The sequence below is a fragment of the Rhizobium album genome, from assembly GCF_003122325.1.
In the GTDB taxonomy this organism is placed as follows: domain Bacteria; phylum Pseudomonadota; class Alphaproteobacteria; order Rhizobiales; family Rhizobiaceae; genus Metarhizobium; species Metarhizobium album.
In genome coordinates this window covers 297,684-320,532 of sequence record NZ_QFBC01000002.1, presented here as the reverse complement: position 1 = coordinate 320,532, position 22,849 = coordinate 297,684, and the positions used below count along the sequence as shown (strand labels likewise).

Annotated in this window: 26 protein-coding genes; 15 read left to right on the top strand and 11 right to left on the bottom strand. The window is 62.0% G+C overall.

Translation table 11 applies throughout. The annotated features are described in order from the left end of the window. Positions 1-2: 2 nt before the first annotated feature. The 3 genes from DEM27_RS05685 to DEM27_RS05675 are packed head-to-tail and all read left to right on the top strand — an operon-like array spanning position 3 to position 5,998. Positions 3-1,724 (top strand): tail fiber domain-containing protein, encoded by a 1,722-nt coding sequence (locus DEM27_RS05685; protein ID WP_109457234.1) that lies wholly within the window; start codon positions 3-5, stop codon positions 1,722-1,724. 3 nt (positions 1,725-1,727) lie between these two features. Further along, on the top strand, positions 1,728-3,959 hold the full coding sequence (locus tag DEM27_RS05680; protein ID WP_205908868.1) for a glycoside hydrolase family 24 protein: 2,232 nt from the start codon (positions 1,728-1,730) through the stop codon (positions 3,957-3,959). Then, a complete protein-coding gene (locus DEM27_RS05675) occupies positions 3,959-5,998 on the top strand; it encodes a hypothetical protein (protein ID WP_109457233.1) in 2,040 nt (679 codons plus the stop codon). The genes DEM27_RS05680 and DEM27_RS05675 overlap by 1 nt, the downstream gene beginning before the upstream one ends. Before the next feature lie 223 nt (positions 5,999-6,221). Here DEM27_RS05675 and DEM27_RS05670 read toward each other — a convergent pair whose 3' ends face one another. Together DEM27_RS05670 and DEM27_RS05665 are read right to left on the bottom strand one after the other, a co-directional pair. Next, entirely contained in the window at positions 6,222-6,728 is a 507-nt protein-coding gene (locus DEM27_RS05670) for a YceH family protein (protein WP_128755440.1), read from the bottom strand. Then, entirely contained in the window at positions 6,715-6,993 is a 279-nt protein-coding gene (locus tag DEM27_RS05665) for a hypothetical protein (protein ID WP_109457231.1), read from the bottom strand. The genes DEM27_RS05670 and DEM27_RS05665 overlap by 14 nt, the downstream gene beginning before the upstream one ends. An 82-nt stretch (positions 6,994-7,075) precedes the next feature. On the opposite strand from DEM27_RS05665, the gene DEM27_RS05660 reads away from it, so the two are divergent. Beyond that, positions 7,076-7,423: a hypothetical protein gene (locus DEM27_RS05660; protein ID WP_128755439.1), complete on the top strand. Its 348-nt coding sequence runs from the start codon at positions 7,076-7,078 to the stop codon at positions 7,421-7,423. Between the two features lie 18 nt (positions 7,424-7,441). Here DEM27_RS05660 and DEM27_RS05655 read toward each other — a convergent pair whose 3' ends face one another. Continuing rightward, positions 7,442-7,804, bottom strand: a complete 363-nt coding sequence (locus DEM27_RS05655) for a hypothetical protein (RefSeq protein WP_109457229.1) — start codon at positions 7,802-7,804, stop codon at positions 7,442-7,444. Between the two features lie 99 nt (positions 7,805-7,903). Here DEM27_RS05655 and DEM27_RS05650 point away from each other — a divergent pair, with 99 nt between their 5' ends. The 6 genes from DEM27_RS05650 (at position 7,904) to DEM27_RS05625 (ending at position 12,237) form a co-directional block, all read left to right on the top strand. Next, entirely contained in the window at positions 7,904-9,481 is a 1,578-nt protein-coding gene (locus DEM27_RS05650) for a hypothetical protein (RefSeq protein WP_109457228.1), read from the top strand. A gap of 12 nt (positions 9,482-9,493) precedes the next feature. Next, on the top strand, positions 9,494-9,796 hold the full coding sequence (locus DEM27_RS05645) for a hypothetical protein (RefSeq protein ID WP_128755438.1): 303 nt from the start codon (positions 9,494-9,496) through the stop codon (positions 9,794-9,796). Then, entirely contained in the window at positions 9,793-10,914 is a 1,122-nt protein-coding gene (locus DEM27_RS05640; protein WP_109457226.1) for a hypothetical protein, read from the top strand. Before DEM27_RS05645 ends, DEM27_RS05640 begins: the two co-directional genes overlap by 4 nt. A 155-nt stretch (positions 10,915-11,069) precedes the next feature. Beyond that, complete coding sequence (locus tag DEM27_RS05635; RefSeq protein WP_128755437.1) at positions 11,070-11,408, top strand: hypothetical protein; 339 nt, start codon at positions 11,070-11,072, stop codon at positions 11,406-11,408. Positions 11,409-11,419: 11 nt separating this feature from the next. Further along, positions 11,420-11,962 (top strand): hypothetical protein, encoded by a 543-nt coding sequence (locus DEM27_RS05630; protein ID WP_109457224.1) that lies wholly within the window; start codon positions 11,420-11,422, stop codon positions 11,960-11,962. Between the two features lie 14 nt (positions 11,963-11,976). Further along, positions 11,977-12,237, top strand: a complete 261-nt coding sequence (locus DEM27_RS05625) for a hypothetical protein (RefSeq protein WP_109457223.1) — start codon at positions 11,977-11,979, stop codon at positions 12,235-12,237. A gap of 144 nt (positions 12,238-12,381) precedes the next feature. On the opposite strand, the gene DEM27_RS34940 is transcribed toward DEM27_RS05625, so the two are convergent. Continuing rightward, entirely contained in the window at positions 12,382-12,507 is a 126-nt protein-coding gene (locus DEM27_RS34940) for a hypothetical protein (protein ID WP_280954507.1), read from the bottom strand. Between the two features lie 89 nt (positions 12,508-12,596). On the opposite strand from DEM27_RS34940, the gene DEM27_RS05620 reads away from it, so the two are divergent. From DEM27_RS05620 to DEM27_RS34345, 5 genes are all read left to right on the top strand, one after another. Continuing rightward, positions 12,597-13,316: a peptidoglycan recognition protein family protein gene (locus DEM27_RS05620; RefSeq protein ID WP_109457222.1), complete on the top strand. Its 720-nt coding sequence runs from the start codon at positions 12,597-12,599 to the stop codon at positions 13,314-13,316. Between the two features lie 27 nt (positions 13,317-13,343). After that, the gene (locus tag DEM27_RS05615; protein WP_245445674.1) at positions 13,344-13,649 is read left to right on the top strand and encodes a cell wall anchor protein; all 306 of its coding nucleotides are present in this window, start codon (positions 13,344-13,346) and stop codon (positions 13,647-13,649) included. Beyond that, the gene (locus tag DEM27_RS05610; protein ID WP_109457220.1) at positions 13,639-13,887 is read left to right on the top strand and encodes a hypothetical protein; all 249 of its coding nucleotides are present in this window, start codon (positions 13,639-13,641) and stop codon (positions 13,885-13,887) included. Before DEM27_RS05615 ends, DEM27_RS05610 begins: the two co-directional genes overlap by 11 nt. 11 nt (positions 13,888-13,898) lie before the next feature. Then, positions 13,899-14,300 carry a DUF1515 family protein gene (locus DEM27_RS05605; protein WP_109457219.1) on the top strand — a complete coding sequence of 134 codons (402 nt, stop codon included), beginning with the start codon at positions 13,899-13,901 and terminating at the stop codon, positions 14,298-14,300. 222 nt (positions 14,301-14,522) lie between these two features. Further along, the gene (locus tag DEM27_RS34345; RefSeq protein WP_337250464.1) at positions 14,523-14,927 is read left to right on the top strand and encodes an ATP-binding cassette domain-containing protein; all 405 of its coding nucleotides are present in this window, start codon (positions 14,523-14,525) and stop codon (positions 14,925-14,927) included. Positions 14,928-14,977: 50 nt separating this feature from the next. On the opposite strand, the gene DEM27_RS05595 is transcribed toward DEM27_RS34345, so the two are convergent. The 7 genes from DEM27_RS05595 to DEM27_RS05565 form a co-directional block, all read right to left on the bottom strand. Then, a complete protein-coding gene (locus DEM27_RS05595) occupies positions 14,978-16,654 on the bottom strand; it encodes an ABC transporter ATP-binding protein (protein WP_109457217.1) in 1,677 nt (558 codons plus the stop codon). Then, on the bottom strand, positions 16,651-17,595 hold the full coding sequence (locus DEM27_RS05590) for an acetamidase/formamidase family protein (RefSeq protein ID WP_109457216.1): 945 nt from the start codon (positions 17,593-17,595) through the stop codon (positions 16,651-16,653). Before DEM27_RS05590 ends, DEM27_RS05595 begins: the two co-directional genes overlap by 4 nt. 104 nt (positions 17,596-17,699) lie before the next feature. Then, a complete protein-coding gene (locus DEM27_RS05585; protein WP_109457215.1) occupies positions 17,700-19,301 on the bottom strand; it encodes an ABC transporter substrate-binding protein in 1,602 nt (533 codons plus the stop codon). A gap of 24 nt (positions 19,302-19,325) precedes the next feature. Next, the gene (locus DEM27_RS05580; RefSeq protein ID WP_109457214.1) at positions 19,326-20,246 is read right to left on the bottom strand and encodes an ABC transporter permease; all 921 of its coding nucleotides are present in this window, start codon (positions 20,244-20,246) and stop codon (positions 19,326-19,328) included. Further along, positions 20,246-21,094, bottom strand: coding sequence for an ABC transporter permease (locus tag DEM27_RS05575; protein ID WP_109457213.1), 849 nt, complete (start codon positions 21,092-21,094; stop codon positions 20,246-20,248). The genes DEM27_RS05580 and DEM27_RS05575 overlap by 1 nt, the downstream gene beginning before the upstream one ends. Next, positions 21,094-21,675, bottom strand: a complete 582-nt coding sequence (locus tag DEM27_RS05570; protein ID WP_109457212.1) for an ANTAR domain-containing response regulator — start codon at positions 21,673-21,675, stop codon at positions 21,094-21,096. Before DEM27_RS05570 ends, DEM27_RS05575 begins: the two co-directional genes overlap by 1 nt. Further along, a complete protein-coding gene (locus tag DEM27_RS05565; protein ID WP_109457211.1) occupies positions 21,672-22,817 on the bottom strand; it encodes a transporter substrate-binding protein in 1,146 nt (381 codons plus the stop codon). Before DEM27_RS05565 ends, DEM27_RS05570 begins: the two co-directional genes overlap by 4 nt. Between the last annotated feature and the right edge of the window lie 32 nt (positions 22,818-22,849).

The following is a 22,849-nucleotide window of genomic DNA, read 5'->3' as shown; positions in this document are numbered from 1 at the left end:
CGATGTGCGCACCTAAAATGCCGGAGCCGCCTTCCGCTGAAGAAACCGCGAAGGCGCAGACCGGAACAAATATCTCGACCGGCATTGCGAACAACATTTTGAGCCGCACCGATCAGGTAACGCCATATGGCACCCAGACTTGGTCGAACAACGGCAGCGAATGGGTCGACGACGAAAACGGGCAAACGTATTGGCGTAATGCTGCTGGTGACGTCGTCAAGGACCGCCCGATGCTTCCCGGATCGGGAACAGGTGAGACGAAGCGTGTCCCGATCTATGCCGAGCGCGGCGGCCAAAACGGCGGCAAGTACATCACGGGCTACAAGGACGAGGTGGTCGGCGGCGAGCAGCAGTTCGACCCGGCTTATACGGAAGCCAAGGGCTACTACATCCCGAAGAGCAAGCTGACGACGACGCTCGATCCGGCGCAACAGGCAATCCTTGACCAGAACAACAAGGCCGGCCTCAATCTGTCGACGGCAGCTGCCGAACAGTCCTCCAAGCTTCGCGACCTCCTCAACACTCGTTTCAGCCTCGATGATGCGCCAGCGGCCGGTACTGCAGGCAATTACCAGGGCCTCCGCGAATTCATGTCGGCTCCGTCGCTGCAGCGCTACGATGCCGCCCCGTCGCTTGCGACGTCTTTCGGTGACGCCGGTAAGGTTGCGACCACGTTCGGCGACGCCGGGCAGATCACCCGCTCTTACGGCGCCAACGATTTCAGCGCCGACCGCCAGCGTGTCGAAGATGCTCTCATGGAGCGGATGCGGCCAGACCTTGATGCAGGGCGTCGCCGGGCGGAACAGACTGCCGCAGATCGCGGCCTGCAGCCGGGGAGCGTGGCCTATAATCGCTTCGTCGACCAAGCCGCCCGTGCCGAGAACGATGCCCGCCTCGGCGCCATCGCGGCTGGCGGGCAGGAACAGTCACGCCTCGTCGGCATGGATCGCGACCGCGCCCTGTTCGAGAACGCGGCACAAGGTCAGGACTTCCAGCAGCAGCTTGCCCGCGGTCAGTTCGGCAACGCGGCGCAGCAGCAGATCTATGATCAGCTTCTTGGCCGGGCGACGTTCGGAAATGCTTCGACGCAGGCCAATTTCGACAATCAGTTCCGCGTGACTGGCGCAAACAACGACGTTCGGCAGCAGAACTTCGACAACGATTTCCGTGTGACTGCCGGGAATAATCAGGTCATCCAGGGCAACAATGCCATCAACACGCAGACGTTCAACGAACAGAACGCATTGCGGGCAATGTTCCTGAATGAGCAGTATGCGCAGCGGGCGCAGCCGATCAACGAAATCACCAGCCTGCTTTCCGCATCCCAGGTCCAGAACCCGAACTTCTCGCCCACGCAGAGCGCCCAGATGCCGACCGTCGATTTTGCCGGCCTTACGCAGCAGGAATATCAGAACAAAGTAGCAAAAGCGCAGGCAGAGTCTGCTGGCATGGGATCGATCCTTGGCGGCTTGGCAGGCCTGTTCAAGGGCGTCACCTTGTCGGATGAGCGCACGAAAAAGAATGTGAAAAAGGTCGGATCGCTCAAGGGGCATCCGCTCTACGAATATTCCTACAAAGGCCAGTTCGACGACGGCAAGAAGCACATTGGCGTCATGGCGCAGGAGGTCGAGAAGAAGCGGCCGGACGCCGTGGTCAAGGGCCGCGACGGTCTGCGCCGCGTCAATTACGGCGCTCTCTTTGAAGCCAGCGCACCGGGGGCATAATCGATGGTCGGATTTCTCTTCGGCGGCAACACGGGCGAAACCGCCGACAGTATTGCCCGCAAGCGCAAGATGCTGGACGCGATGACTTCGCAGATCCTCGGCAACCAGCCGAAGAACGCCAATGACGGTATTGGCATGCTGCTCGCCAGCCTCGGCGGCGCCATCGGCGATTACCGTCTCGACCAGCAGGAAAAGGCCGGCACCGAAGCCGCGACGAGCCGTTTCAACGAGATTGCGAAGAGCATCTTCGGAAATAACACCAGCAACAACCCAGGCAACACGATCACCTCGCCGGTCGTTTCGAACGAGCTGTCGAAGAGCGCGCCGACGGCGAATGCCGGTATGGAGGGCGAGAACGTAACGCCGACTTCCGGCGACCTGCCGCCATATGCAACGGCGCTGCTGAACACGATTGCCGGGCCGGAGAGCGGCGGCAAGTATGATGTCATCTACGGTGGATCGCGTTTCAACGATTTTTCCGATCACCCGCGCAAGGCGGTGCGGATATCGTCTGGCCCTAACACTGGCAAGACGTCGTCGGCGGCCGGCAAGTATCAATTCCTTGGTTCGACGTGGGATGACCAGGCAAAGAAGCTCGGCTTGACCGACTTCTCCCCGGCGTCTCAGGACAAAGCGGCCTGGAACCTTGCGAAGGAGAGTTATGCCCGCGCCACCGGCGGCGATCTGGATGCGGTGCTGCAGTCTGGCGATCCACAGGCGATTGCGCAGGTCGGCCGCGTCCTGAACCCGATCTGGACCAGCCTGCCGGGCGGGATCGAGGCTGGGACGAATACCAACCGGTTCGTCAGCGCGTTCAACAGCAATCTGGGCAGCGGTAATTCGGCGGCGTCGGCGATCGAAGAAATCGCTCCTTCCGCATATGTCGATCCCATGGTCGTCAACGTCTCCGGGGAAACGGCCGACCAGCCGACGGAACTCGCCCCGATCCAGGCCACGGCCGAAATGCAGCCGGACGACGCGTGGGAAGGCCTGCGCAGCCCATTCGTGCCGCGGGATATCCGGCAGGCGCTTGTCGACCGCAGCGGCTTTGTTCCCGGCGGCACGGCGCAGGGCGAAGGCATGGAGCGCGCCCGCCGTGGCAATCCGAACTCGCCGTTCATTCCGCGTGATATGCGCGCCGAGCAGCCGCAGCAGGTAGCACAGGTCCAGCAGCCAGCGACAGCGGGTCAGACGGGCCAGTATGGCATAGAGGAGCTTTACGGTCTGATCGGCAACAAGTTCCTGCCGGAAGAATACCGGGCGCAGGCCCGCGCCATGCTCGAAATGCGCCTGCAGGAAATGCAGTCCCAGCGCGAGGAACAGACGTGGCGCGCCCGGCAGGAATATACGCGGCAGCAGCAGGAACAAGACCCGCTCCGGCAGCTGCAGATCCGGAAGGCCCAGCGCGAACTCGAAGAAGGCAAGCAGCAGCCGTTGATCAACGCCGGCAGTGGTTCGATCTATGACCCGAACAAGAAAGAATGGCTCCGGCCTCCGGACGGAAACACCAGCGGCGCTTTCCGGTTCTCCGGTAATTCCGTCGAGGCACAGGCGCTCAACGGCCTGATGGAAAGCGGGCAGCTGACGCCTGATCAGGCGCAGCAGATCGCCGCCGGCAAGACCATCACCGGCCCGAACGGCGAAATCATCTTCATGACGCCGCAGGGTGTGTTCGGCCAGCAGCAGGGCGGTGAGCCGCAAAGGTTGAGCGGCAGCCGGCCGGCCGATGGTATCGACATCTTCGGGGATGGTTCGGGAACCGGTAATGCCGTCACGCCGACCGCCGACACAAACCGCGGCAACGGCATGATCCCGCTGACCGAACCGAAGGTCACGATTGACGAAAAGAAGGCGATGACGTTCGCCGATCGAATGAGGGCTTCCGGGAAAATCATCTCGGAGCATGGCGCGGTCGGGGCCAGTATCAAGGATGCGCTCGCCAGCCAGTTGCCATTCGGCGTTGGAAACTTCGCGGTATCCGACGAATACCAGAGCGTCGAGCAGGCACGGCGCGATTTCATTAATGCGCAGCTTCGTCGCGAGTCCGGCGCGGTGATTTCGCAAGAGGAATTCGACAACGCCAACAAGCAGTATTTCCCGCAGCCCGGCGACACCGAAGATGTCATCAAGCAGAAAGAGCGGAGTCGCCAACGGGTGATTGACGGTATGGCCCGCGATGCTGGCCCGACCTACGGCAACAATTCGGGCGCTGAAGACCCGCTGGGGATCCGCTGATGCCGACCATTGCCGAAATCCGCCAGCAGTACCCGCAGTACAGCGACATGAGCGATGACGCACTCGCGTCGGCTCTTCACCAGAAGTTCTATTCCGACATGCCGCTGGCCGTGTTTCGTTCGCGGATCGGCGTGTCGAAGATGGCGCCGGGCAAACACCTCTCCTACGAGGAAGGCGCGGATCTGGTCGATGCGGAAGAGCGTGCCAAGACTGCTGCAGGCCAAACCACGGCCGGCCTGACTGGCATCGTCGACGGCGTGCCGATCGCCGGCCCATACCTGCTTGGCGGGGTCCAACGCGGTGCTGCGGCCCTCAGTTCGCTGATCGATGGCGAAAGCTACGACCGCAACCTCAATCAAGCGAAAGCCTTGACCGACGCCGCGCAGGCCGAAAACCCGTGGACGACGACAGCCGGCAATGTCGCCGGTGCCGTCGGCGGTACCATCCCAATGGTCATGGCGGCGCCAGCTGCTTTCGGCGGTGGAAGCGCTGGTATCATGGCACGCTCCATTTACTCAATGCTGACGGGCGGCGGGATCGGCGCTGCGGACAGTGCTGTTCGGTCGAACGGGGATGTAGACGATACGTTGTGGGGGGCGGGTTCTGGCGCCGCAATGGGCCTTGTTGGCCCGACCGCAGGCAAATTGATCGGCGCTGGCGCGAACAAGCTCCTCGAATTCTTCCGCGACGGGAAGACGGCCAAGGCTGCCGGCACCACGCGCTATGCGCTGAACAAGCTCCGCGAGTCCTTCGGCGCCGACGACCTCGACGTTCCAACGGCACGCAACAAACTCGCCGACCTTGGACCGGAAGGCATGATTGCGGATCTTGGCGACAACGTGCGCGGCCGGGCTGAAGCGCTGGCAAATATGCCGGGCGAAGGGAACAGCACCATCCGAAACAGCCTTGAGGCGCGCCGGGCCGGCGCCAACGACCGCATCCGCGCATTGGTCGATCAGAACCTCGGGCGCAATGTTGTCCCTTCGCAGGTGATCGAAGGCATAGAAGCCAACCAGCAAGCGATCACTCCACGGTACGCTGAGGTGTTTCGCAACGCCCGCAACTACGATATCTCGCCGGTGGCTGACGATCTGGATCTATCGATCAATCGGCTTCGTGGCGATGCGCAGCGCCGGCTTCGACAGGTGCGCGGCATGTTGAACACCGAAGGCACCGATCAGCTGTCGAGCAATCCGCGTGTGTTCTTCGAGACCCGCCAGGCGATCGACGGCATGCTCGCCACGGAAGCCGACCCGAAGGTGATCCGAGAGTTGGCCGAAGCACGGCAGATGATCGACGATGCCTTGGATCGTGCGGTTCCCCAGCTGAAGGAAGTTGATGCACAGTATGCCGAGCTTGCCCGTCAGAAAGATGCCATCGGCCGTGGGCAGCAGGTTCTTGACAGTGGCCGGACGTCGCCGCGCCCTACGGAGTTGGCGGCCGAAATTGATGCCGGCGTTCAGCCGAACGGGCTTCTCGTCGGTCCGTCGGCGGTGCCGCTTCGACTGTCGCAGGGCGCCCGTGCGGAAATCGACCGTATTCTCGGCACCAACGCCAACGACGTCCAGCGCCTTAACCGTCTGATCAAGACGCAAGGCGACTGGAACCGCGACCGGCTGGCCATGCTCTTCGGTCCCGACAAGGCCGACGATCTGTTCCGCGTACTCGACAACGAACTGACGTTCAGCCGGACGCGTGACAAGATCATCGGCAACAGCGCCACGGCAGGCCGTCAGCAGCAGATTGCTGACCTCGGCGGAGCCACGGACAGGAACCTGATCCGCGATGCTTATGCGGCCGGCGGGACGCCCGGCGCGGTGCGCGGTGCCGGCCTGAAGGCTGCGGATCGGTTCTTGAACATGATCCTGAAGGGCCGCGTCGAGAAGCAGAACAAATCGCTTGCCGATCTGGTCACTAGCAATCGTGCCGCGGTGGTCGATGCGATGCTGCCGCAAGGGATGAGTGCTGATCGTCAGAAGCTCATCGAGCAGATGGCTAAATCAATCCTGCTCGGAGGAGGAATGGCGGGCTCTCGTTGATCGGTCCATTCTATCGTTGATCAACCAGATAAGCGCGAATAGGCCAGCGCCACACATGAACCCGACAGGAAACCCAGGGCCATCGAAAATGTGTCGCATCGACATGAAGGCTTCCCGGAACGCGAAAAGCACGCCGGCCAGGGCAACGATGCAGAGGATTTGAACGACCCGGATCATGCCGCGCAGAATGCCGACAGCCGGGCGGATTGTCCAGCGATAGCGTTCAGCCAGGGTGAACGATGCGGAAAAGCTCCGGCCAACGCAGCACGATAGCGAGCAGCGCGCCGGCTATGACGATGAATTGCCAGAAGGTCAGCGTGCCTTTCATCTGACCCGACAGGTTTTCGACTTTCGAGGAAATATCACCGGTAGAGGCGGCCATTTTCGTTGAAAGGTCGCCGGAAACACCGGTGATCTTCGTTGTCAGTTCACCTGAGACGCCGGTGATCTTATTGGTCAGATCCCCGGACACAGTTGAAATTTTCGAAGAAAGTTCTCCTTTGACAGCCTCTATGTCGGATTTGACGGTCATGTGCGTCACGCGCCCTTTGATTTCGGCTGCGTCGATGAGCAGCTTCTTCAGGTCGCCTTTGATTTCCTTCATATCGGCTTCGAGCGCAGTTACACGGGCTTCCAAATCATCACCTCCTGGAGGTCCCCCGGACTTCCGCCGGGCCGCCAACGATACCACACCTTCTGGGTCTATAGGACGATAATTAAGATTGCTCATCTTCAGATCCACTGAGTGAGTTGATCATTGCGAGGTCATGGAAGCGGGTGAAGCCACATTTTTCGCACGTTAGTGGAAGCATCGGTAGGCGTGTTTCTGTGCTCTTGTGCTCGAAGGCAAGCCAGGCCAATCGCGGAACGCCTTCATCGGTCTTGCCGTAGGCCCATGTGGCGTTGGAGCAGAACGGGCAGATCGCGTTCGAAGTGACATCGCCCACGTATTTCAGGGCGTCCCATGCGATATCGGAAAGTGTCTTTTTATCCATTCGTCACCTCGCATCAGAGATTGAACGATTCAATTTCAAGAGTCGAGTGCCTGCATTTTCACAACCAGAAAGGAATGGAAAGATGGGACTGAGTATGGACCCGCTGGCGGTTGCTGGCGAACAGGCTTCTACGTCGCCGCGGGTGAAGCCGAAGAAGCGTTCGTTCTGGTGGACTTTCCGCATCCGCGTCGTGCTGCGATTTGCGCGTTTGATGCGGGTGCCGATCGATGTTCACAACAGCTATTTCAACGATGGTCGTTATGCGAACAAGGCTAAGTCTGCCGATAAGGCGGCTCTGGCGGTGGTCAACCATCTCACCAACCACGCAATCGACCCTCGCAAGTTCAATGAATTCGTCCAGGATGTGAAAGACGACTTGAAACGCCCGCGCCCCGTTGATGGCGGCAAGTCCGGCCCGGAGGCTGCATGATGGCCCCCGACATCGTTTTCACTGTACCCGCCCCACCACCGAAAACTGAATGGCTCCTTCTAGCGCGTCTCGAATTGCCGGAAGGGCGTCTGACGATATTTCGACCATCTGCTGAACGCCGGGCGGAATTTCTAGCGAAAGCGCCGCGCCGTGAGGCGTTGCAAGAACATCCACCTGTGACGGTGATAGAGGATGAAGTTGTGGTGGTGGCTTGAGGAAGCCGGACCCGACGAGAAGCGTGCTGATGAGGTCGGCGACGACCCTGGCCTCGATTTCCAGTTCTTCCGGACCTTCTTCGCCGGCCATCTCGATCGTCAGGCTTTTGCCATCGCCCGCGGCCCTGGATGACAGGATTGCTTTCAGCCCCTTAATTTGACGCATGTGTCCCTCCCTTTTTCGGGGCATCATCCGCCGATCACCCGTCAGAGTCGAGTCTCATGCAGGCGCCCGTTTAAGGCGCCTTTTTCTATGGAGTGAACAATGCCAAGAACAGGCGGCATCTATGCCGTTCCTTCCGGAACGAAGGGCGTCACGCTGCAGACCATTCAGTCGGGGAAATACAATGGTTTCCTCGACGATCTGACTGTTGATCTCAATGCTGCGCGGCCGATAACTGCAGGCGGGACAGGAGCATCCACGGCAGATGGCGCGGCCGCCTCACTCGGGCTGGTTTCGGCGAAGGATTTGGCTGGCGTCAACACGGTTAGCGGCACGGCAAACGCCATCACGATTGCGACGGATCGGGTTTACACGGCCTATGCCGACACGGTCTATCTCAGTTTCCGGGCATTGGAGGATATCGACCCCGGCGGCGTGACGATCGACCTGGACGGGCTGGGCGCGAAATCGGTTTACAAGACCGTGGCGGCCGGCCTTGTCGACGTCAACCGCGGCGACATCATCGCCGGCGGCTATTATCTGATGACCTTCGACCCTGTAGCAGACGGCGGTGACGGCGCATTCGTGCTCCTCAATCCTTCGACGGCTTCAGCTGCGTTCAAGGTCGGCGACATGCTGCGTTCCGCTCGCGACCTGACGGGCGATTGGCTGAAGTGCGACGGGGCACTTTATGACGTCGACGACTATCCCGAACTGTCTCTGATCCTGCCGCCGCTTTCCGATGACGCGATCTGGACCAACATCACCAACCCGTCTGCAGCAACGGATTACGAAATCGTGTCGACCTCGTTCGGCTTTCTGATGGGTGAAGACCAGGGCACGAATTCTCGCATTCTGAGGTCCGTCGATGGCAATACCTGGACCGTAGCGGCGACATTGACTTCATTCCGCATCCGGCGCCTTGCCCAGAACGGATCGATCTATCTCGCAGCCGACGGCTTCGCAAAGCTGTCGCTTTCGAATGACGGTAGCTCGTGGGGCACTCCCTTCGTGCCAACGGGTTTCACTGGTGGCAGCGATGCTATTCTCGGGAGTGCTTTTGGCGCCGGCCTGTTCGTCATTACGGGCACGGGAGGGAAAATCAGCACCTCGCCGGACGGCTCGACATGGACCGCAAGGTCGTCGGGCATATCCACCGCTATCAACGACGTTAAATTCATCAACAACATCTTCGTGGCTGTTGGGAGTGCTGGGCGCATCCTGACGTCACCGAACGGCATAACATGGACGTCCAGAACCTCGGGGACGACGACCAACCTCAACGGAGTTACTTTCGGTGCAGGGACATACGTCGCTGTTGGTGGTCTCACTCCGACCCAGAATGCAGTGATTGTTTCATCGCCTGATCTGATCACCTGGACGTCGCGCGGGACGGTCACAACGACGGCACTCTACAACGTCGAATACTCCTCTGCCGGGTTCCTGGCTGTTGGCGATACGGGCGTTGCTAGACTTTCAAAGACCGGCATCAGTTGGTCGGCAACTCCTACCGGAGTGACGAACACCCTGCGTGGTGTCACGTTCGACCCGAACCAGCCGACACGTTACCTCGTATGCGGCGCCTCCGGCCGGATCATGCAGGGCATCCGTACTCTGCCGACACAGTTCCAAGTCCCGAATTTCGATCACACCTACGACTGGATCAAGGCAGTCTCGTAAAGGACACCAGCCATGGCATTTTCAGGCCTGCACATTGCTTGCGGATCATACGTGAGCGACACCACAAACACGTTTACGCGGCAACCTATCTTCGGGGATGTCGTCTGGTCCGAAACCCTGACGGCGCAAGATGTGACAGCAAACGGGGCATCGAGCGAAAAGCCGGTCATCCGCTTCAAGGCCTCGGCTGACTGGTGGGTATCGATCGGCCGCGATCCTGACCCGACCCAAGATCCGCGCATCCTGATCCAGGCAGGAGTGATCGAGGACATCGGCTGCAAGCCGGGCGATTTCATCGCGGGGATACCGGCATGACCGGTCCCTCCCTCGCATCCGGCGCATATCGGACTGGCGGCGGCGCCGGCGGCGATCTGGCTGCTGTCGCCTACTCCGGCTCCTATGATGACCTTGAGAACTTGCCAACGCTCGGGTCTGCTGCAGCAGAGGATGCATCGGCGTTCGCAGCAGCAGAGCACACCCATCCTGCGGCGCAAATCTCTGATGCATCGGCCAACGGCCGTGCGCTGCTGACCGCCGCAGACTATGCCGCAATGCGGCTCCTGCTTGAACTCGTCAAAGGAACGTCCGCCGGCAACATTCCCGTCCTTGATGGAAGCGGCAAGCTCGACACGTCGATCCTGCCGTCGCTGGCGATTACCGAGACCTTCGTCGTCAATAACCAGTCCGCGATGTTGGCGTTGACGGCCCAAACAGGCGATGTTGCGATCCGGACGGATCTCAACAAGAGCTTAATTCTCTCGACGAACAGCCCGTCGACTTTGGCGGATTGGAAAGAGCTGCTGACGCCGCCCAACTCCGTTTTGTCCGTCGCTGGCTTAACCGGCGCAATCTCTGCTGCCGCGCTCAAGACTGCGCTCTCGATCGCGGCCTCGGATATCTCCGGTCTCGGCGCTCTTGCTCTGCTGGCGACAATCAATAACGCCAACTGGTCTGGCACGGATCTATCGATTGCCAACGGCGGTACGGGCGCCAGTGATGCTGCCGCGGCCTTTGGCAACCTGAAGCAATCGGCCTCGGACACTGTGACAGGCGTCGTCGAGTTGGCAACGCCAGCCGAATTGAGGGCACGAACGGCCAACGTTGTCGCAACGCCCGAACAACTCGGCGCCACGAAGGCGGCTGTTGCGCTGGCCTATTCTGCTACCAGGTCGTTGGTCTGGACTGATGGTTGGTATAGGACCTGCACGATGACCGGCAACATGACCATTTCCAACCCGACGTCAGTCGAGGAAGGGGATACTATCATGATCCTGTTAGTCGCCAGTACATCGACGGCCCGAACAATTTCATTTGGTACGAATTACAAGGGTGACCTGCCGACTGACACGGTAACAAACACCCGCAAAATCCTGCTGATCCTTACGGCGGCTTCAACAAGCGAAATCATCGTCAGCCATTTGGTGTATACATGATACTGCCTGGTTTCCCGGTCCCCCTCCTGAAAGGCCCTGGGTTCAACTATTCCGGCACATTTGCGAGTGACCGAGACGGATGGACGCAGGTCAGCGGCGGCTTCGCTCAAACGACGACTGCTGACGCCGTTCGAACTTCTCCGGGTGGTTGCCAAATGGCGACAGCGAGCAGTGGATCTGTCAACGGCGAAGGGCAATATACGATCCCGGCTGCGCGAGCAGGTGGATGCCATATCGACGTTTCGTTCTGGCACCGCGCGGTGAACTCAGTCGGCTCAGGTAACAACGTTGTCCTGCGCTATCGGATCGCGGCGGGCTCATGGGTGACACTGGCATCCATCAGCAGCAACGCCGTCACAAGCTGGGCTCAGATGTCGGGCGGGTTTGACAATCCCGGCAATAACGACGTGACGATAAGTATCGTGCTTAGCGGGCCGGCCAGCGTGGATGCCCGCTTTATCGACGACTGGTCAATCGTCGGCACCCCTCTTTGATTGGAGATACCATGACGCTCTATCTTGAGACGCCGGGCGGCTTTGTGCCGTGGTCCGGCGAGGCGATCAATGACGTTCGGCATCCTTTGACCGTTGAGTGGGTATGGTCCGACGACGAGCTTGCGGCAATCGGCCTATATCTGCCTGCACCTGCCGATGACGTTCCGCCCGGCAAAATGGCGGTGGCGACCAGCGTTGAGCGTGTCGGTGGCGTCGTCAAATTCGTCAACACGCTGGTGAACGCGCCGCCTCCGCCATTGCCATCGACGCCCGTAATTTATGCAGTCGGCAACTTTGCCGTTTCCGACATGGATATCAGCGGGATCGATACCGCCGTGAACTTCTCGGCCGCCGTCTGGATGGATGTCGGCGTTTACCTGGTGCTCTTTTCGGAGGCGCAGGCCAATACCCGATATCTCGCCAAGGCCTACAGCGGCACGAGCCAGGCGCTCGTGGTCGAGAAGGGCGAGGATTACCTCATCATCAACGCGAGCAATGCATCCGGCCCATACGACCCGGCCGAATTTTCGCTCGAAGTCATCAGGGTCCAGTAATGGGAAACGATCAAATGAAACTGGTATGTGAAATCAAGATCAGCGGCGTCGATACCCTTGTGGCCCTGACGACCGCCCCCGGCATCGATCTCGGCGCCTTTGTGAAGGTCAAGCCGGGTATCGGCAAGCCGTTCTACGTCTGGACCTCGATCCCGCAGCCGAACCCGACCAGCTGTGATTTCTCGAATGCCCCTATCGTGTCGAGCGATACCGCTGTGAACAATGCGGCCATCGCTGCAATCTCCGTCGCGCCGGAAGACGTGCTGACGTGGTGAGAGCGGGTGCGGGCGGGCAGGGGGTCAGCAGCCCGCACCCAAGCCGCGCGGGGAACCGATCCGACCAACGCGGTATCTCCGGGGATACCGAGGAGCCCTTCTCAAAGCAATACCTAAAATTTGAGGTAACCTCGCGCTCGGGCCTCAGCCCATAGCGTTCACGACCATCCAAAGCGGCAGGCCGGCTGTCACGACCGTTGCCAGCAACACGATGCCGACCTTCACCAGGTAAGAGCGACGCGCTCTGCTGCCATCCCACTCGTAAACCATAACGCTCTCCCACGCTGTGCCAGAGTGAACCACCGTCTGCTGCTCGTGTCGAGCGCGTAGTTGCAACATCGTTAATATAGGACATCACCATGACCACGACCGTGCAGACACTGCAGCGGCGCTTGATCGCGTCTGGCTTCCCGCTGCCGAAATTCGGAGCCGATGGCGGCTTCGGTGACGAAAGCATTTCGGCTGTGAACGCCGCGCTCGACGAACTGGAAAGGCATCGAGCCGGCGCTCAACCGGCGCCGCCGGACAACGTCGCGCCTGCCGCTCGGCCGCGCGCCGCCGCCATTATCCCGGCCGACTGGATGCCGGCGGCGAAGATGGAGCGCATCATCTGCCACTGGACGGCCGGCGCGCACAAGGCGAGCGAGTTCGACCGGCAGCATTACCACATCCTCATCGAAGACGACGGCAAGCTGATCCGCGGTATCCCGTCGATCAAGCTCAACGAGGCCCCGGCTAAGGCCGGCTATGCCGCCCATACCCTCAACTGCAACAGCGGATCGATCGGCGTCTCGCTCTGCTGCATGGGCGGCTCACACGAAAGCCCGTTCGACCCCGGCAAATATCCGATGACGGCAAAGCAGTTCGATGTGCTGTCCTCCGTCGTTGCCGAGCTTTGCCGGCGCTACGGCATCAAGATCACCGACAAGACCGTCCTGTCGCATGCTGAGGTGCAAGGCAATCTCGGCATCCAGCAGCGCGGGAAATGGGATTTCACCCGGCTTGCCTTCGACCCGTCCGTCATCGGCGCCAGGGCGTGCGGTGACAAACTGCGCGCTGCCGCCCAATCCAAACTCTAAGAGGTCATTATGCGCATCTTACACACGATGCTGGCGTTCGCGCTGGCCTGCTTGCTCACGTCCTGCGCGACCGCGTCGATCGACGGCACGATCCAGCGCAGCCTGCCGAAAACCTGCCAGCTGATCGAGACGGCGCACCTGGCGTTCACCACTGTTGCCCTGACAGGCAACATCAAAGCCAGCACCGTCCGCAAGGAGCAGGCCGCCTATGACGGCGCATCGGTGATCTGCGCCGATCCGTCGAGCGTAACGGCCGGCAATGCGCTGATCCTGGCCGCGCAAACCTATCTCGTCATTTCCACAGCCCTGAAGGAGGCCCGCAATGAACGCTAACCTGTTCCACAACATCCTGAACATCGTCATCGCCCTGCTGGCGGCCGCCACGGCTTTCCTGCTGGCAACCGGCTGCACGACCTTTTCGACGGGCCAGATCGAGTGCTCGGCGTCCTGGATCGATCCGGCCTACACCACGACGGCAGTCACCGTCCTGGCCGTGCTGAAGACGCTGGTCAACATCGCCCGTGACGGCCTGGCGGGCCTCACCAAGCGGCAGCCGCCAGTCGAACGGTAAAGGCCTCCAGCGTGACGACATCGAACGATGACCTCCTGCGAGCGCTCGGACGCGTCGAAGAAGGCGTGCGGCGCCTGCAGGAAGACTTCCGCGACGAGAAGGCCGCCGCCCACGAAAGCAGGGCAACTATCCACGCCAGGCTCGACGAACAGGTCGACCGGATCAACCGGCTCGACACGACAGTCGCGATCAGCGGCCAAGTTGATGCGCAGATCCGCAGCGAGGTGCAATCGCTGAAGGAGACAGTCGAGACCGCGCACGCGCCGGCCGTCGCCGACTGGAAGCGGATCAAGATGATCGGCCTCGGGATCAGCGGGCTGATCGCCTTCACGGGGATATCGATCGGGGTGTTCGCCAGCTGGGCAAGTGAGACGGCGGTTGCCGCGATCCGGCACTGGCTCAAAATCCCGTGACGGTTTGGTCGACATGATCGACATCATTGGCGGGAGAGGGCGATTTACGGGGCTTTTCGACGTATTTCTTGATCGCCCGGACCATCTGTACCTGCCATGTTCCGAGGCTGATCACGTCTTGTTCAGGGTGTCGGCTGCGGTGACCACTACGGTCTCCCGCTACCATTATTCTTCAAGCTACAATACGGTAAAAGACTTGGCATATTGCCGAAGTCCCGGTCTGTGCGTCACATCTCACGCTGTTGGACGTGGAGAGTTCTTCTTACCTCATGCACCGCGAGGGCCGGTGCAGCCTTCGAATACGTTAACCCGAATTATTGGAAAGCCTCTCTCCGCTTCGTCTCGGACTTCTCCGGCGGCCAGCGTCAGCGGGTGATGATCGCCATGGTGCTGGCGCAGGAGACACCGATCTTGCTGCTCGAAGAGCCAATCGCCTTTCTCGACATCGTCCACCAGATCGAAATGCTCGACCTTCTGGACGACCTCAACGCCGAGGGCAACCCCGGCGATATCGTCACGGAACAACTGGTCCATGACGTCTTTGGCCTGCGAGCCCTCGTCATCGAAGATCCGGTCTCCGATACCCCGATGATCGTCCCGGCAAAACGCCGGCGAGGCTTCGCTTGAAGCACGGTAAAGTCACACTCGGGATAGGAAGCCCGGAACCGGTTTGGGCGTCAGCACTTGCGATAAACGGTCGGATCCGGGATCGGGACGGCGGCCATCAGCGCCTGGGTATAGTCCTCGCGCGGGTTTTCGAATATGTCGCGGCGCGTGCCGGTCTCCACGATCCTGCCTCCGCGCATCACCGCGACCTTGTGCGACATCCGCTCGATGACAGCCATGTCATGCGAGATGAAGAGATAAGCGAGGCCCATCGTCTCCTGCAGTTCCAGCATGAGGTCGAGCACGCGGGCGCGGACGGAGACGTCGAGCGCGGCCACGCTCTCGTCGGCGACGATCAGTTTCGGCTCGAGCGCCAGGGCGCGGGCAATACAGATGCGCTGGCGCTGGCCGCCGGAGAATTCGTGCGGATAGCGCGTCGCGGCATCCGGCGTCAATCCGACGCGGCGGAGCAATTCGGCGACGCGGTCCTGCCGTTCGGAGGCGTTGCCGATGCCGTGGATGACCAGCGGCTCCGCCACCGCCTTGCCCACCGACATGCGCGGATCGAGCGAGGCATAGGGGTCCTGGAAGATCATCTGCGCCGAGCGCCGGAAGGGGCGCATGTCGTGTTGCGACAATCCGGCGATGTCGCGGCCCTCGATCTGCACCGAGCCCGAGAACGGAATCAGTCCCAGCACCGCCTTGCCGGTGGTCGACTTGCCCGAGCCGCTTTCGCCGACGAGGCCCATCGTCTCGCCGGGCATGATGTCGAAGGAAATGCCGTCGACCGTCGCGGGCGGCGCCTTGCGCTTGAAGATCAAGCCGGACGCACCGCCATAGGTGACGCTGAGATCGGTGACATGGAGCACGGGCGCGGTGCCGCGTTGGGCCGGCGCGATTGCGCTTTTCGACACTCGGGGCGGGCCATCGGTTCCCGCCAGCGCGCCGAGCCGCGGCACGGCGGCCAGCAATTGCCGTGTATAGAGTTCGCGCGGATGGCCGAAGACCTCGACCGACGGTCCCTGCTCGACGATCCGGCCCTGCTGCATGATTACGACGCGGTCGGCCATTTCGGCGACCACGCCCATGTCATGCGTGATCATGATGATCGAGGTGCCGAATTCCGCCTTCAGCTTGCGCATCAGCTCCAGGATCTGTGCCTGCACGGTCACGTCCAGCGCCGTGGTCGGCTCGTCGGCGATCAGCACCTTGGGCCGGCAGGAGAGCGCCATGGCGATCATCACCCGCTGACGCATGCCGCCGGAAAGTTCATGCGGAAACTGCTTCAGGCGCCGCGCGGGATCGCTGATCTGCACCGCTTCCAGCATCTCCAGTGCGGTCGCCTCGGGATTGGCAGACCCCTGATGCTCGCGGATCGCCTCGACCAGCTGCGCGCCGATGTTCATCACAGGGTTGAGCGAGGTCATCGGCTCCTGGAAAATCATCGCGATCTCGCCGCCGCGGATATGCCGCATCTGACTGTTGGAGAGCGTCGTCAGCTCCCGCTCGCCGAGCCTGATCTTGCCCGACGTCACCTTCAGCGAGGCTTTGGGCAGCAGGCCCATGATCGACAGCGAGGTCACGGACTTGCCCGAGCCGCTTTCGCCGGCGATGCACAATGTCTCGCCGGGATAGAGGTCGAAGGAGATATCGTCGAGCACCCGCTTCAAACCCTCGGGTGTGCGCGCATCGACCGAGAGGCGCTCGACGCTGAGCACCGGCGCCCCTGTTGGCTTGGTTTCGGTCACGCGAGCACGATCCTGGGGAAGTAGAAGGAGACGACCCAGTTGGGCATGTCGACGATTTCGGAGATGCGGAGATCGCCGCAGACCGAGCAGAGCATATAGGCGTCGACCGGGCTGTAGCCATGCTCGGCCGTCAGCAGGTCGATCATGCGCATGACGGCTTCGCGCGCACCGGTCATCAGGTCCGGGCCGATGCCGGTCGTGACTTCGTAACCCATGCCGTCGAGATGGCGGGTAACCGGCTCTGTCGTGGTAAAGCGCGGCGACTTGAGATTGGCGCTCTTGACCAGGTCCAGCGTCAGCTCGACATTCATCTGGCTTTCGATCGCCGTGCCGCAGACCTCGCCGTCGCCCTGCGCCGCATGGGTATCGCCGACGGAGAACAGCGCGCCCTCGACTTCGACCGGCAGATAAAGCGTCACGCCGGCGGTGAGGTCGCGGATATCGAGGTTGCCGCCGACCTGGCGCGGCGGGACGACCGAATGCAGGCCGGGCTCGGCCGGTGCGACGCCGATCGTGCCGGTGAAGGGTTTCAGCGGCACCTTGCCGCCGGGGCCGAAAGCGGATGGCGCCATCGATACCGTGTCATAGGTCCAGATATGCAGCGCCGGGTTCTCGAACTGGTCGGCCAAGAGGCCGAAGCCCGGAATATTGGCGGTCCAGCCGACGCCCGAGGGGTGGAACTTGTTGATGGTGACCTTCAGCGCGTCGCCCGGCTGGGCACCCTCGATATAGACAGGACCACTGACCGGATTGATCTTGCCGAAGTCGAGATTGGCGAGTGTCTCCAGTGTGGCATCTGCACCGATCTGGCCGCCGGAGGAATCCATGCATTCGAACAGGATGGTCTCGCCGGGCTTTGCCGTCAGTGCCGGCGGGAAGTCGCGGTTCCAGCCGAAATTATGCTGGGCGCGGTGGATGGTGTGGTTGCAGATGCTGCACATGGGAATTCTCCAAGATGGCTTTGCGACAGCCCCTCATCCGGCTGCGTGCTTCGCACCCTTCCCCCCGTCACGCGGGGAGAAGGGAAATTCACATTTAGACGGCGCTACTTCACGAAGATCGCGTCGTAGTTGATGACGCGGGTCGGATCGATGTAGATGTTGTTCTCGCCGCCCATGCGGAGCGACTTGGCCACGACGCGGCGTTCATTGGTCACGGGTATCCACGGCGCGTCCTTCATGGCGTCGGTGAAGATCGACTTCCATGCGGCGATACGCTCCGCGCCCTTGGCCGGATCGGACATGGAATCGGCTGCAACCGCACGCTCGTCGAGCTCCGCATTGCAGTACCACGACCAGTTCCAGCCGCCCTGCACCGCGCCGCCGCAGCCGAGAATCGGGCCGTAGAAGTTCGACGGATCCGGGAAATCGGCGATCCAGGCCATGCCGCCCGACCAGATCATCGGCGCCTCGCCTTCGGTGCCGCCGGCGGCGATGACATTGCCCTGCGCCAGCGCGCGGATCTCGGCCTTGACGCCGATCGCCGCCAGATCCTGCTGGATCGCCTGGGCGATGCGCGGCTGCGGATCGGTGTTGGTGGCGTAGAGCACGGTTTCGAAACCATCGGGGTGGCCGGCTTCCGCCAGCAGCGCCTTGGCCTTCTCGACACTGTAGTCGTAACCGGCATAGTCGTTGTCATAACCCGGCATCAGCGGTGGCAGGATTTCCTTGGCGGGCGTGGCGCGGCCATTGAGGATGCGCACGATGCGCTCCTTGTTGATGGCATGGTTGACCGCCTGGCGGACCTTCAGGTCGTCGAAGGGTTTTACCTTGGTATTGAGCGTGACATAACCGGTGTGAAGCTGCTCGCCGTCGACGATCATCTGCGCGCCGTCAGGCGAATTCTTGATCTCGAGGAATTTTGCCGGCGGAATGCCGTCGCCGGCAATGTCGACCTCGCCCTTCTGCAGGCGCAAGAGCGCCACCAGCGGTTCCTGGCCGACTTCGACCGTGAAGCTGTCGATCTTCGGCATGTCCTTGACGAAATAGTCGGGATTGCGTTCGAAGACCAGCTTCTGGCCGATCGTCCAGTCCTTGAGGAGGAAGGTGCCCGAGCCGACCGGCTTCTTGCCGAAATCGCCGCCGGCCGCCTCGACCGCCTCCTTCGGCACGACCGAGGCGAAGTTGATCGCCAACACGTGCAGGAAGGTCGCATCCGGACGAGTCAGCTTGAAAACGACGGTGGAGTCGTCGGGAGTCTCGATGCCCTTGAGGCCGCCATCCTTGCCGGCGGCCAGGTCATCAAAACCGTCGATGGCGCCGAAGAAGCCGGCGCCGGGACCCTGCGTCTTGGGATCGACGGCACGCTCGATCGAATATTTCACGTCAGAGGCAACGATCTCGCGGCCATTGGAGAATTTCACGCCCTTGTGGAGCTTGAACGTATAGGTCAGGCCGTCGGGGGCGACGTCGAAGCTTTCGGCCAGCGACGGCACGAGATTGGCGGTGCCCGGTTCATAATCCATAAGCCGCGAGAACAGGCTCTTGATCATCGACCAGTTGACCCAGTCGTAGCCGATCTGCGGATCGAGCGTGGTGATGTCGTCCTTGTAGGTGACGACGATATCCTTGCCTTCGGCGCTTGCCGCAAGCGGCGTCAGCAGCGCGGCCGTGGCCATGGCGGTTCCGAGTAACCAGCGTTTGAACATTTTGAGTTCCCCTTCTTTGGTTTTTCAGCTTGTGCGGATGCGCGGATCGATGACCGGCGCGATGAGATCTGCGAGAAGATTGCCGGCGACGATCGCCAGTGCCGAGGTCAGCGTCACGCCCATGATGATGGGGATGTCGACCTGCTGGATCGCCTGCCAGGCGAGCTGGCCGATGCCCGGCCAGCCATAGACGGCCTCGACCACGACCACGCCGCCCATGAACTGGCCGATATCGATGCCGATCATGGCGATGATCGGCAGGATGGCGTTGGGCAGCGCATGCCGGAAGATGATGCGCCGCGACGACAGGCCCTTGGCGCGGGCCGTGCGGACATAGTCCTGGTTCAGCACCTCGATCATCGCCGAGCGCACCATGCGCGCATACCAGCCGGCGCCGAGAATGCCGAGCGTCAGCGCCGGCAGCACGATATGGGCGAAGCTGCCATAGCCGCTCATCGGGAACCAGCCGAGCGTGACGGCGAAGACGTAGAGCAGCAGCAGCGCCGCGACGAATTGCGGGGCGGAAACGCCGACGAAGGAGGCGGTCATCACCAGCCGGTCGACGAAGCTGCCGCGCCTGACGGCGGCGATCGTGCCGAAGGTGATGCCGAGCACGACCTCGACGAAGATGCCGGCGGCCATCAGTGTCAGCGTCGCCGGCAGGCGGGCTGCGATCAGCGTCCAGACTTCCGTCTTCTGCGCATAGGAGCGACCGAGATCGCCCTGCAGCAGGCCGGTGAGATAGGTCCAGAACTGCACCAGCAGCGGCTGGTCGAGGCCGAGTTCGTGGCGGATCGAGGCGACCGTCTGCGCGGTGGCGCTGCGGCCGGCGATCATGCGGGCCGGATCGGCCGGCAGCGCATAGAGCAATACGAAGGTGATGGCGGCCACGCCGAGCAGAATGAGGAAGGCCTGCGCGAGGCGTTTGCAGAGCAGGATGACCATCAGCCCCTCCCGCGTTGCGTCGGGTCGAGGATGTCGCGGAGCGCATCGCCGACGAGATTGAAGGCCAGCGCCGTCAGCAGGATCACCATGCCGGGGAAGAAGACCAGCCAGGGTGCCGCCTGGAAATAGCTCTGACTCTCGAAAATGATGTTGCCCCAGGACGGCTGCGGCGGCTGTACGCCGATGCCGAGGAAGGAGAGCGTGGCTTCGAGCAGCACGGTGGTGGCGATGCCGAGCGTGCCCCAGACGATGGCGGTCGGGATCAGGTGCGGCAGGATATGCAACAGCAGGATGCGGCCATGGCCGGCGCCAAGCGAACGTTCCGCCATGATGAAGTCGCGCTCCACCAGTCCGCGTGTCTCGGTGTAAACGATACGCGCCACCTGCACCCAGTTGACCAGCGCGATGACCATGGCGACGATCCACAGGCTCGGCTTCATCAGCGCCGCCAGCACGATGGCGAGCAGCAGTGCCGGAAAGGCCATCATCAGGTCTGTGAAGCGCATCAGCACATTGCCCATGAAACCGCGCAGATAGCCGGCGACGATGCCGATAAAGAGTCCGATGGCGACCGCGATGCCGTTTGCCACCAGCCCGATGATCAGCGAGGTGCGTGCGCCATAAAGCATGCGCGAGAGCAGGTCGCGGCCGAGCGTATCGGTGCCGAGCAGGAACTGGCCGCCCGGCGGCATCGGCGCGCCCTCGAGCGTCAGTCCGTCGAACATCTGTTCGTCGGGATTGAACGGCGCCACCAGGGGAGCCGCCAGCGCCAGAACGACCACGACAAGCACGACCGCGAGGCCGAACAAGGCGGATGGCTGGCGAAAGAGCGAGCGGAGCACAGTCATCAGCCCACCTCCGGCCAGGGCTCGGCCCCGCCCAGGAAGATCGCCGAAACCTGTTCTGTCGACAGCCGGCGGCGCATGGCGCATTCGCGCAGCATGGCATAGGCCTGTTCTTCGTCGAGACCGCGGGCGGCGCGCAGCTTTTCGACCGCGGCATGCACCAGCGGTCGCATCCGCACGCGCTCCTCGAGAAATTGCATCCGTTCGGCGACCCCGCGGCGTTCCTCGTGGATCGAGACCGCCATCACCAGCGCCGGATAGATGGCGGAGGCCGCGACCGGCTTGGGGATGATGGCGCTGGCGCCCTGCTGCATCGCCCAGGCGATGCGGCCCGGCGCTTCCGAGCCGAGCAGCGCCACCAGCGGCTTGCCCAAGGCATCCGGCTTTGCCGGCAGCAGGTCATCCCAGCCCTGGTCGGCATCGACAAGCACGAGATCGGCGCTTTCCCAGTCGGCCAGCGGCGCCCACTGGCAGGTGGCGCGAATGCCGAGCAGGCCGAACTGCCGCTCCAGCCGCTCGGTATTGGTATCCGCGCGATGCAGGATCATGGCATGCCAGCCGGTGAAATTCGGTGTCTTGCTCATGACACGATCCTCAGCCTGGCCGGCATATGGGTGCCGCGCTTGGTGAGATAGGGATCGGCGGCGAGCGCCGGCCGGGAGGCGATGACGTCGAAGCCGTTATCGGCATTGATGCGGCCGAGATGGAACGGCAGCGCCGCATGATTGGTGCGGCTGTCGACAGTGAGCGGCCCGAACAGCGACGGCCATTCGCGGCCATGCACCTCGCGCCGCACCGCCTGCGGCTCGTCGCTGCCCGCCGCCAGGATAGCGCCGACGCAGAGGTCGACGGCCGTGTAGGCGCTGGCAAACACGCTGGAGATGCGGCGCTCGTGGCCGTAGCGGCCCGCGGCGCGGGCCTTGAAAGCGCTGTTGTCAGGCGTGTCGAGCATGTCGAAATAGGAGGCGGCACAAAGCTGGCCGGTGGCCGAACCATCGGCGATCAGGTCGAGCTCGCATTCCATCAGGTCGCAGCTGACGACCGGGCAGTTTTCGGGCCGGAAGGCCGGGTCATGATCGCCCAGCGTCTTCATCGCCTCGAGAAAGGCATAGCTCGACGGACCGATCAGGTTGTTGAGGACGAAGCTCGGCCGGCGCTCCTCGATCTCGGCGATGATGCGCCCGACCGCGGTTTCCTCGAGCGGCAGGTAGCGTTCCCCAAGCACCTCGCCGCCGGCATTGGCAATCAGCTCCCGTGCCAGCCGGTTCATCTCCCAGCCCCAGACATAATTGGCGCCGGTGAGATAGGGCCGCGCCCCGAAGCGCGGAATGAGATATTCGAAGGCAGGGATCAGATGCTGGTTGGGACAGCCGCCGACATAGATGACATTCTCGTTGGCCTCGAAACCTTCGTAGGGACACATGTACCAGAGCAGCCCATCATGCTTTTCGACCAGCGGGATCACTTCCTTGCGCGCCGCAGACGTGATGGTCCCGACAATATGCCGGCATCCCTCGCGCAGCAGATGTCGCGCGCCATCCAGATAGGCGCCGAGGCTTGCATGCGGATCGTAGAAGATCGGCTCGATGGCGCGCCCCGTCCGCCGGGCGCAGTCTTCGATCCTCGCTTCGATTGCCAGCATCGCCCCGTCGCGGGCGTCGACACCCATGGCGCCATAAGGCCCGGTGGTGGAGTAGAGAATGCCGATTTTCAGCGCATCACCCATCGGTCTTCCAAATACGAAAAACCCCATGACGC

Coding starts and splice junctions, on each gene's coding strand:
- DEM27_RS05650 (WP_109457228.1), top strand. CDS start 7,904: ATGCCAAGAACAGGCGGCATCTATGCCGTTCCTTCCGGAACGAAGGGC.
- DEM27_RS05685 (WP_109457234.1), top strand. CDS start 3: ATGTGCGCACCTAAAATGCCGGAGCCGCCTTCCGCTGAAGAAACCGCG.
- DEM27_RS05575 (WP_109457213.1), bottom strand. CDS start 21,094: ATGACTGTGCTCCGCTCGCTCTTTCGCCAGCCATCCGCCTTGTTCGGC.
- DEM27_RS05655 (WP_109457229.1), bottom strand. CDS start 7,804: ATGCGTCAAATTAAGGGGCTGAAAGCAATCCTGTCATCCAGGGCCGCG.
- DEM27_RS05670 (WP_128755440.1), bottom strand. CDS start 6,728: ATGAGCAATCTTAATTATCGTCCTATAGACCCAGAAGGTGTGGTATCG.
- DEM27_RS05580 (WP_109457214.1), bottom strand. CDS start 20,246: ATGGTCATCCTGCTCTGCAAACGCCTCGCGCAGGCCTTCCTCATTCTG.
- DEM27_RS05660 (WP_128755439.1), top strand. CDS start 7,076: ATGGGACTGAGTATGGACCCGCTGGCGGTTGCTGGCGAACAGGCTTCT.
- DEM27_RS05635 (WP_128755437.1), top strand. CDS start 11,070: ATGGCGACAGCGAGCAGTGGATCTGTCAACGGCGAAGGGCAATATACG.
- DEM27_RS05620 (WP_109457222.1), top strand. CDS start 12,597: ATGACCACGACCGTGCAGACACTGCAGCGGCGCTTGATCGCGTCTGGC.
- DEM27_RS05675 (WP_109457233.1), top strand. CDS start 3,959: ATGCCGACCATTGCCGAAATCCGCCAGCAGTACCCGCAGTACAGCGAC.
- DEM27_RS05585 (WP_109457215.1), bottom strand. CDS start 19,301: ATGTTCAAACGCTGGTTACTCGGAACCGCCATGGCCACGGCCGCGCTG.
- DEM27_RS05625 (WP_109457223.1), top strand. CDS start 11,977: ATGAAACTGGTATGTGAAATCAAGATCAGCGGCGTCGATACCCTTGTG.
- DEM27_RS05615 (WP_245445674.1), top strand. CDS start 13,344: ATGCTGGCGTTCGCGCTGGCCTGCTTGCTCACGTCCTGCGCGACCGCG.
- DEM27_RS34940 (WP_280954507.1), bottom strand. CDS start 12,507: ATGGTTTACGAGTGGGATGGCAGCAGAGCGCGTCGCTCTTACCTGGTG.
- DEM27_RS05680 (WP_205908868.1), top strand. CDS start 1,728: ATGGTCGGATTTCTCTTCGGCGGCAACACGGGCGAAACCGCCGACAGT.
- DEM27_RS05645 (WP_128755438.1), top strand. CDS start 9,494: ATGGCATTTTCAGGCCTGCACATTGCTTGCGGATCATACGTGAGCGAC.
- DEM27_RS05665 (WP_109457231.1), bottom strand. CDS start 6,993: ATGGATAAAAAGACACTTTCCGATATCGCATGGGACGCCCTGAAATAC.
- DEM27_RS05610 (WP_109457220.1), top strand. CDS start 13,639: ATGAACGCTAACCTGTTCCACAACATCCTGAACATCGTCATCGCCCTG.
- DEM27_RS05570 (WP_109457212.1), bottom strand. CDS start 21,675: ATGAGCAAGACACCGAATTTCACCGGCTGGCATGCCATGATCCTGCAT.
- DEM27_RS05590 (WP_109457216.1), bottom strand. CDS start 17,595: ATGTGCAGCATCTGCAACCACACCATCCACCGCGCCCAGCATAATTTC.
- DEM27_RS05565 (WP_109457211.1), bottom strand. CDS start 22,817: ATGGGTGATGCGCTGAAAATCGGCATTCTCTACTCCACCACCGGGCCT.
- DEM27_RS05640 (WP_109457226.1), top strand. CDS start 9,793: ATGACCGGTCCCTCCCTCGCATCCGGCGCATATCGGACTGGCGGCGGC.
- DEM27_RS05630 (WP_109457224.1), top strand. CDS start 11,420: ATGACGCTCTATCTTGAGACGCCGGGCGGCTTTGTGCCGTGGTCCGGC.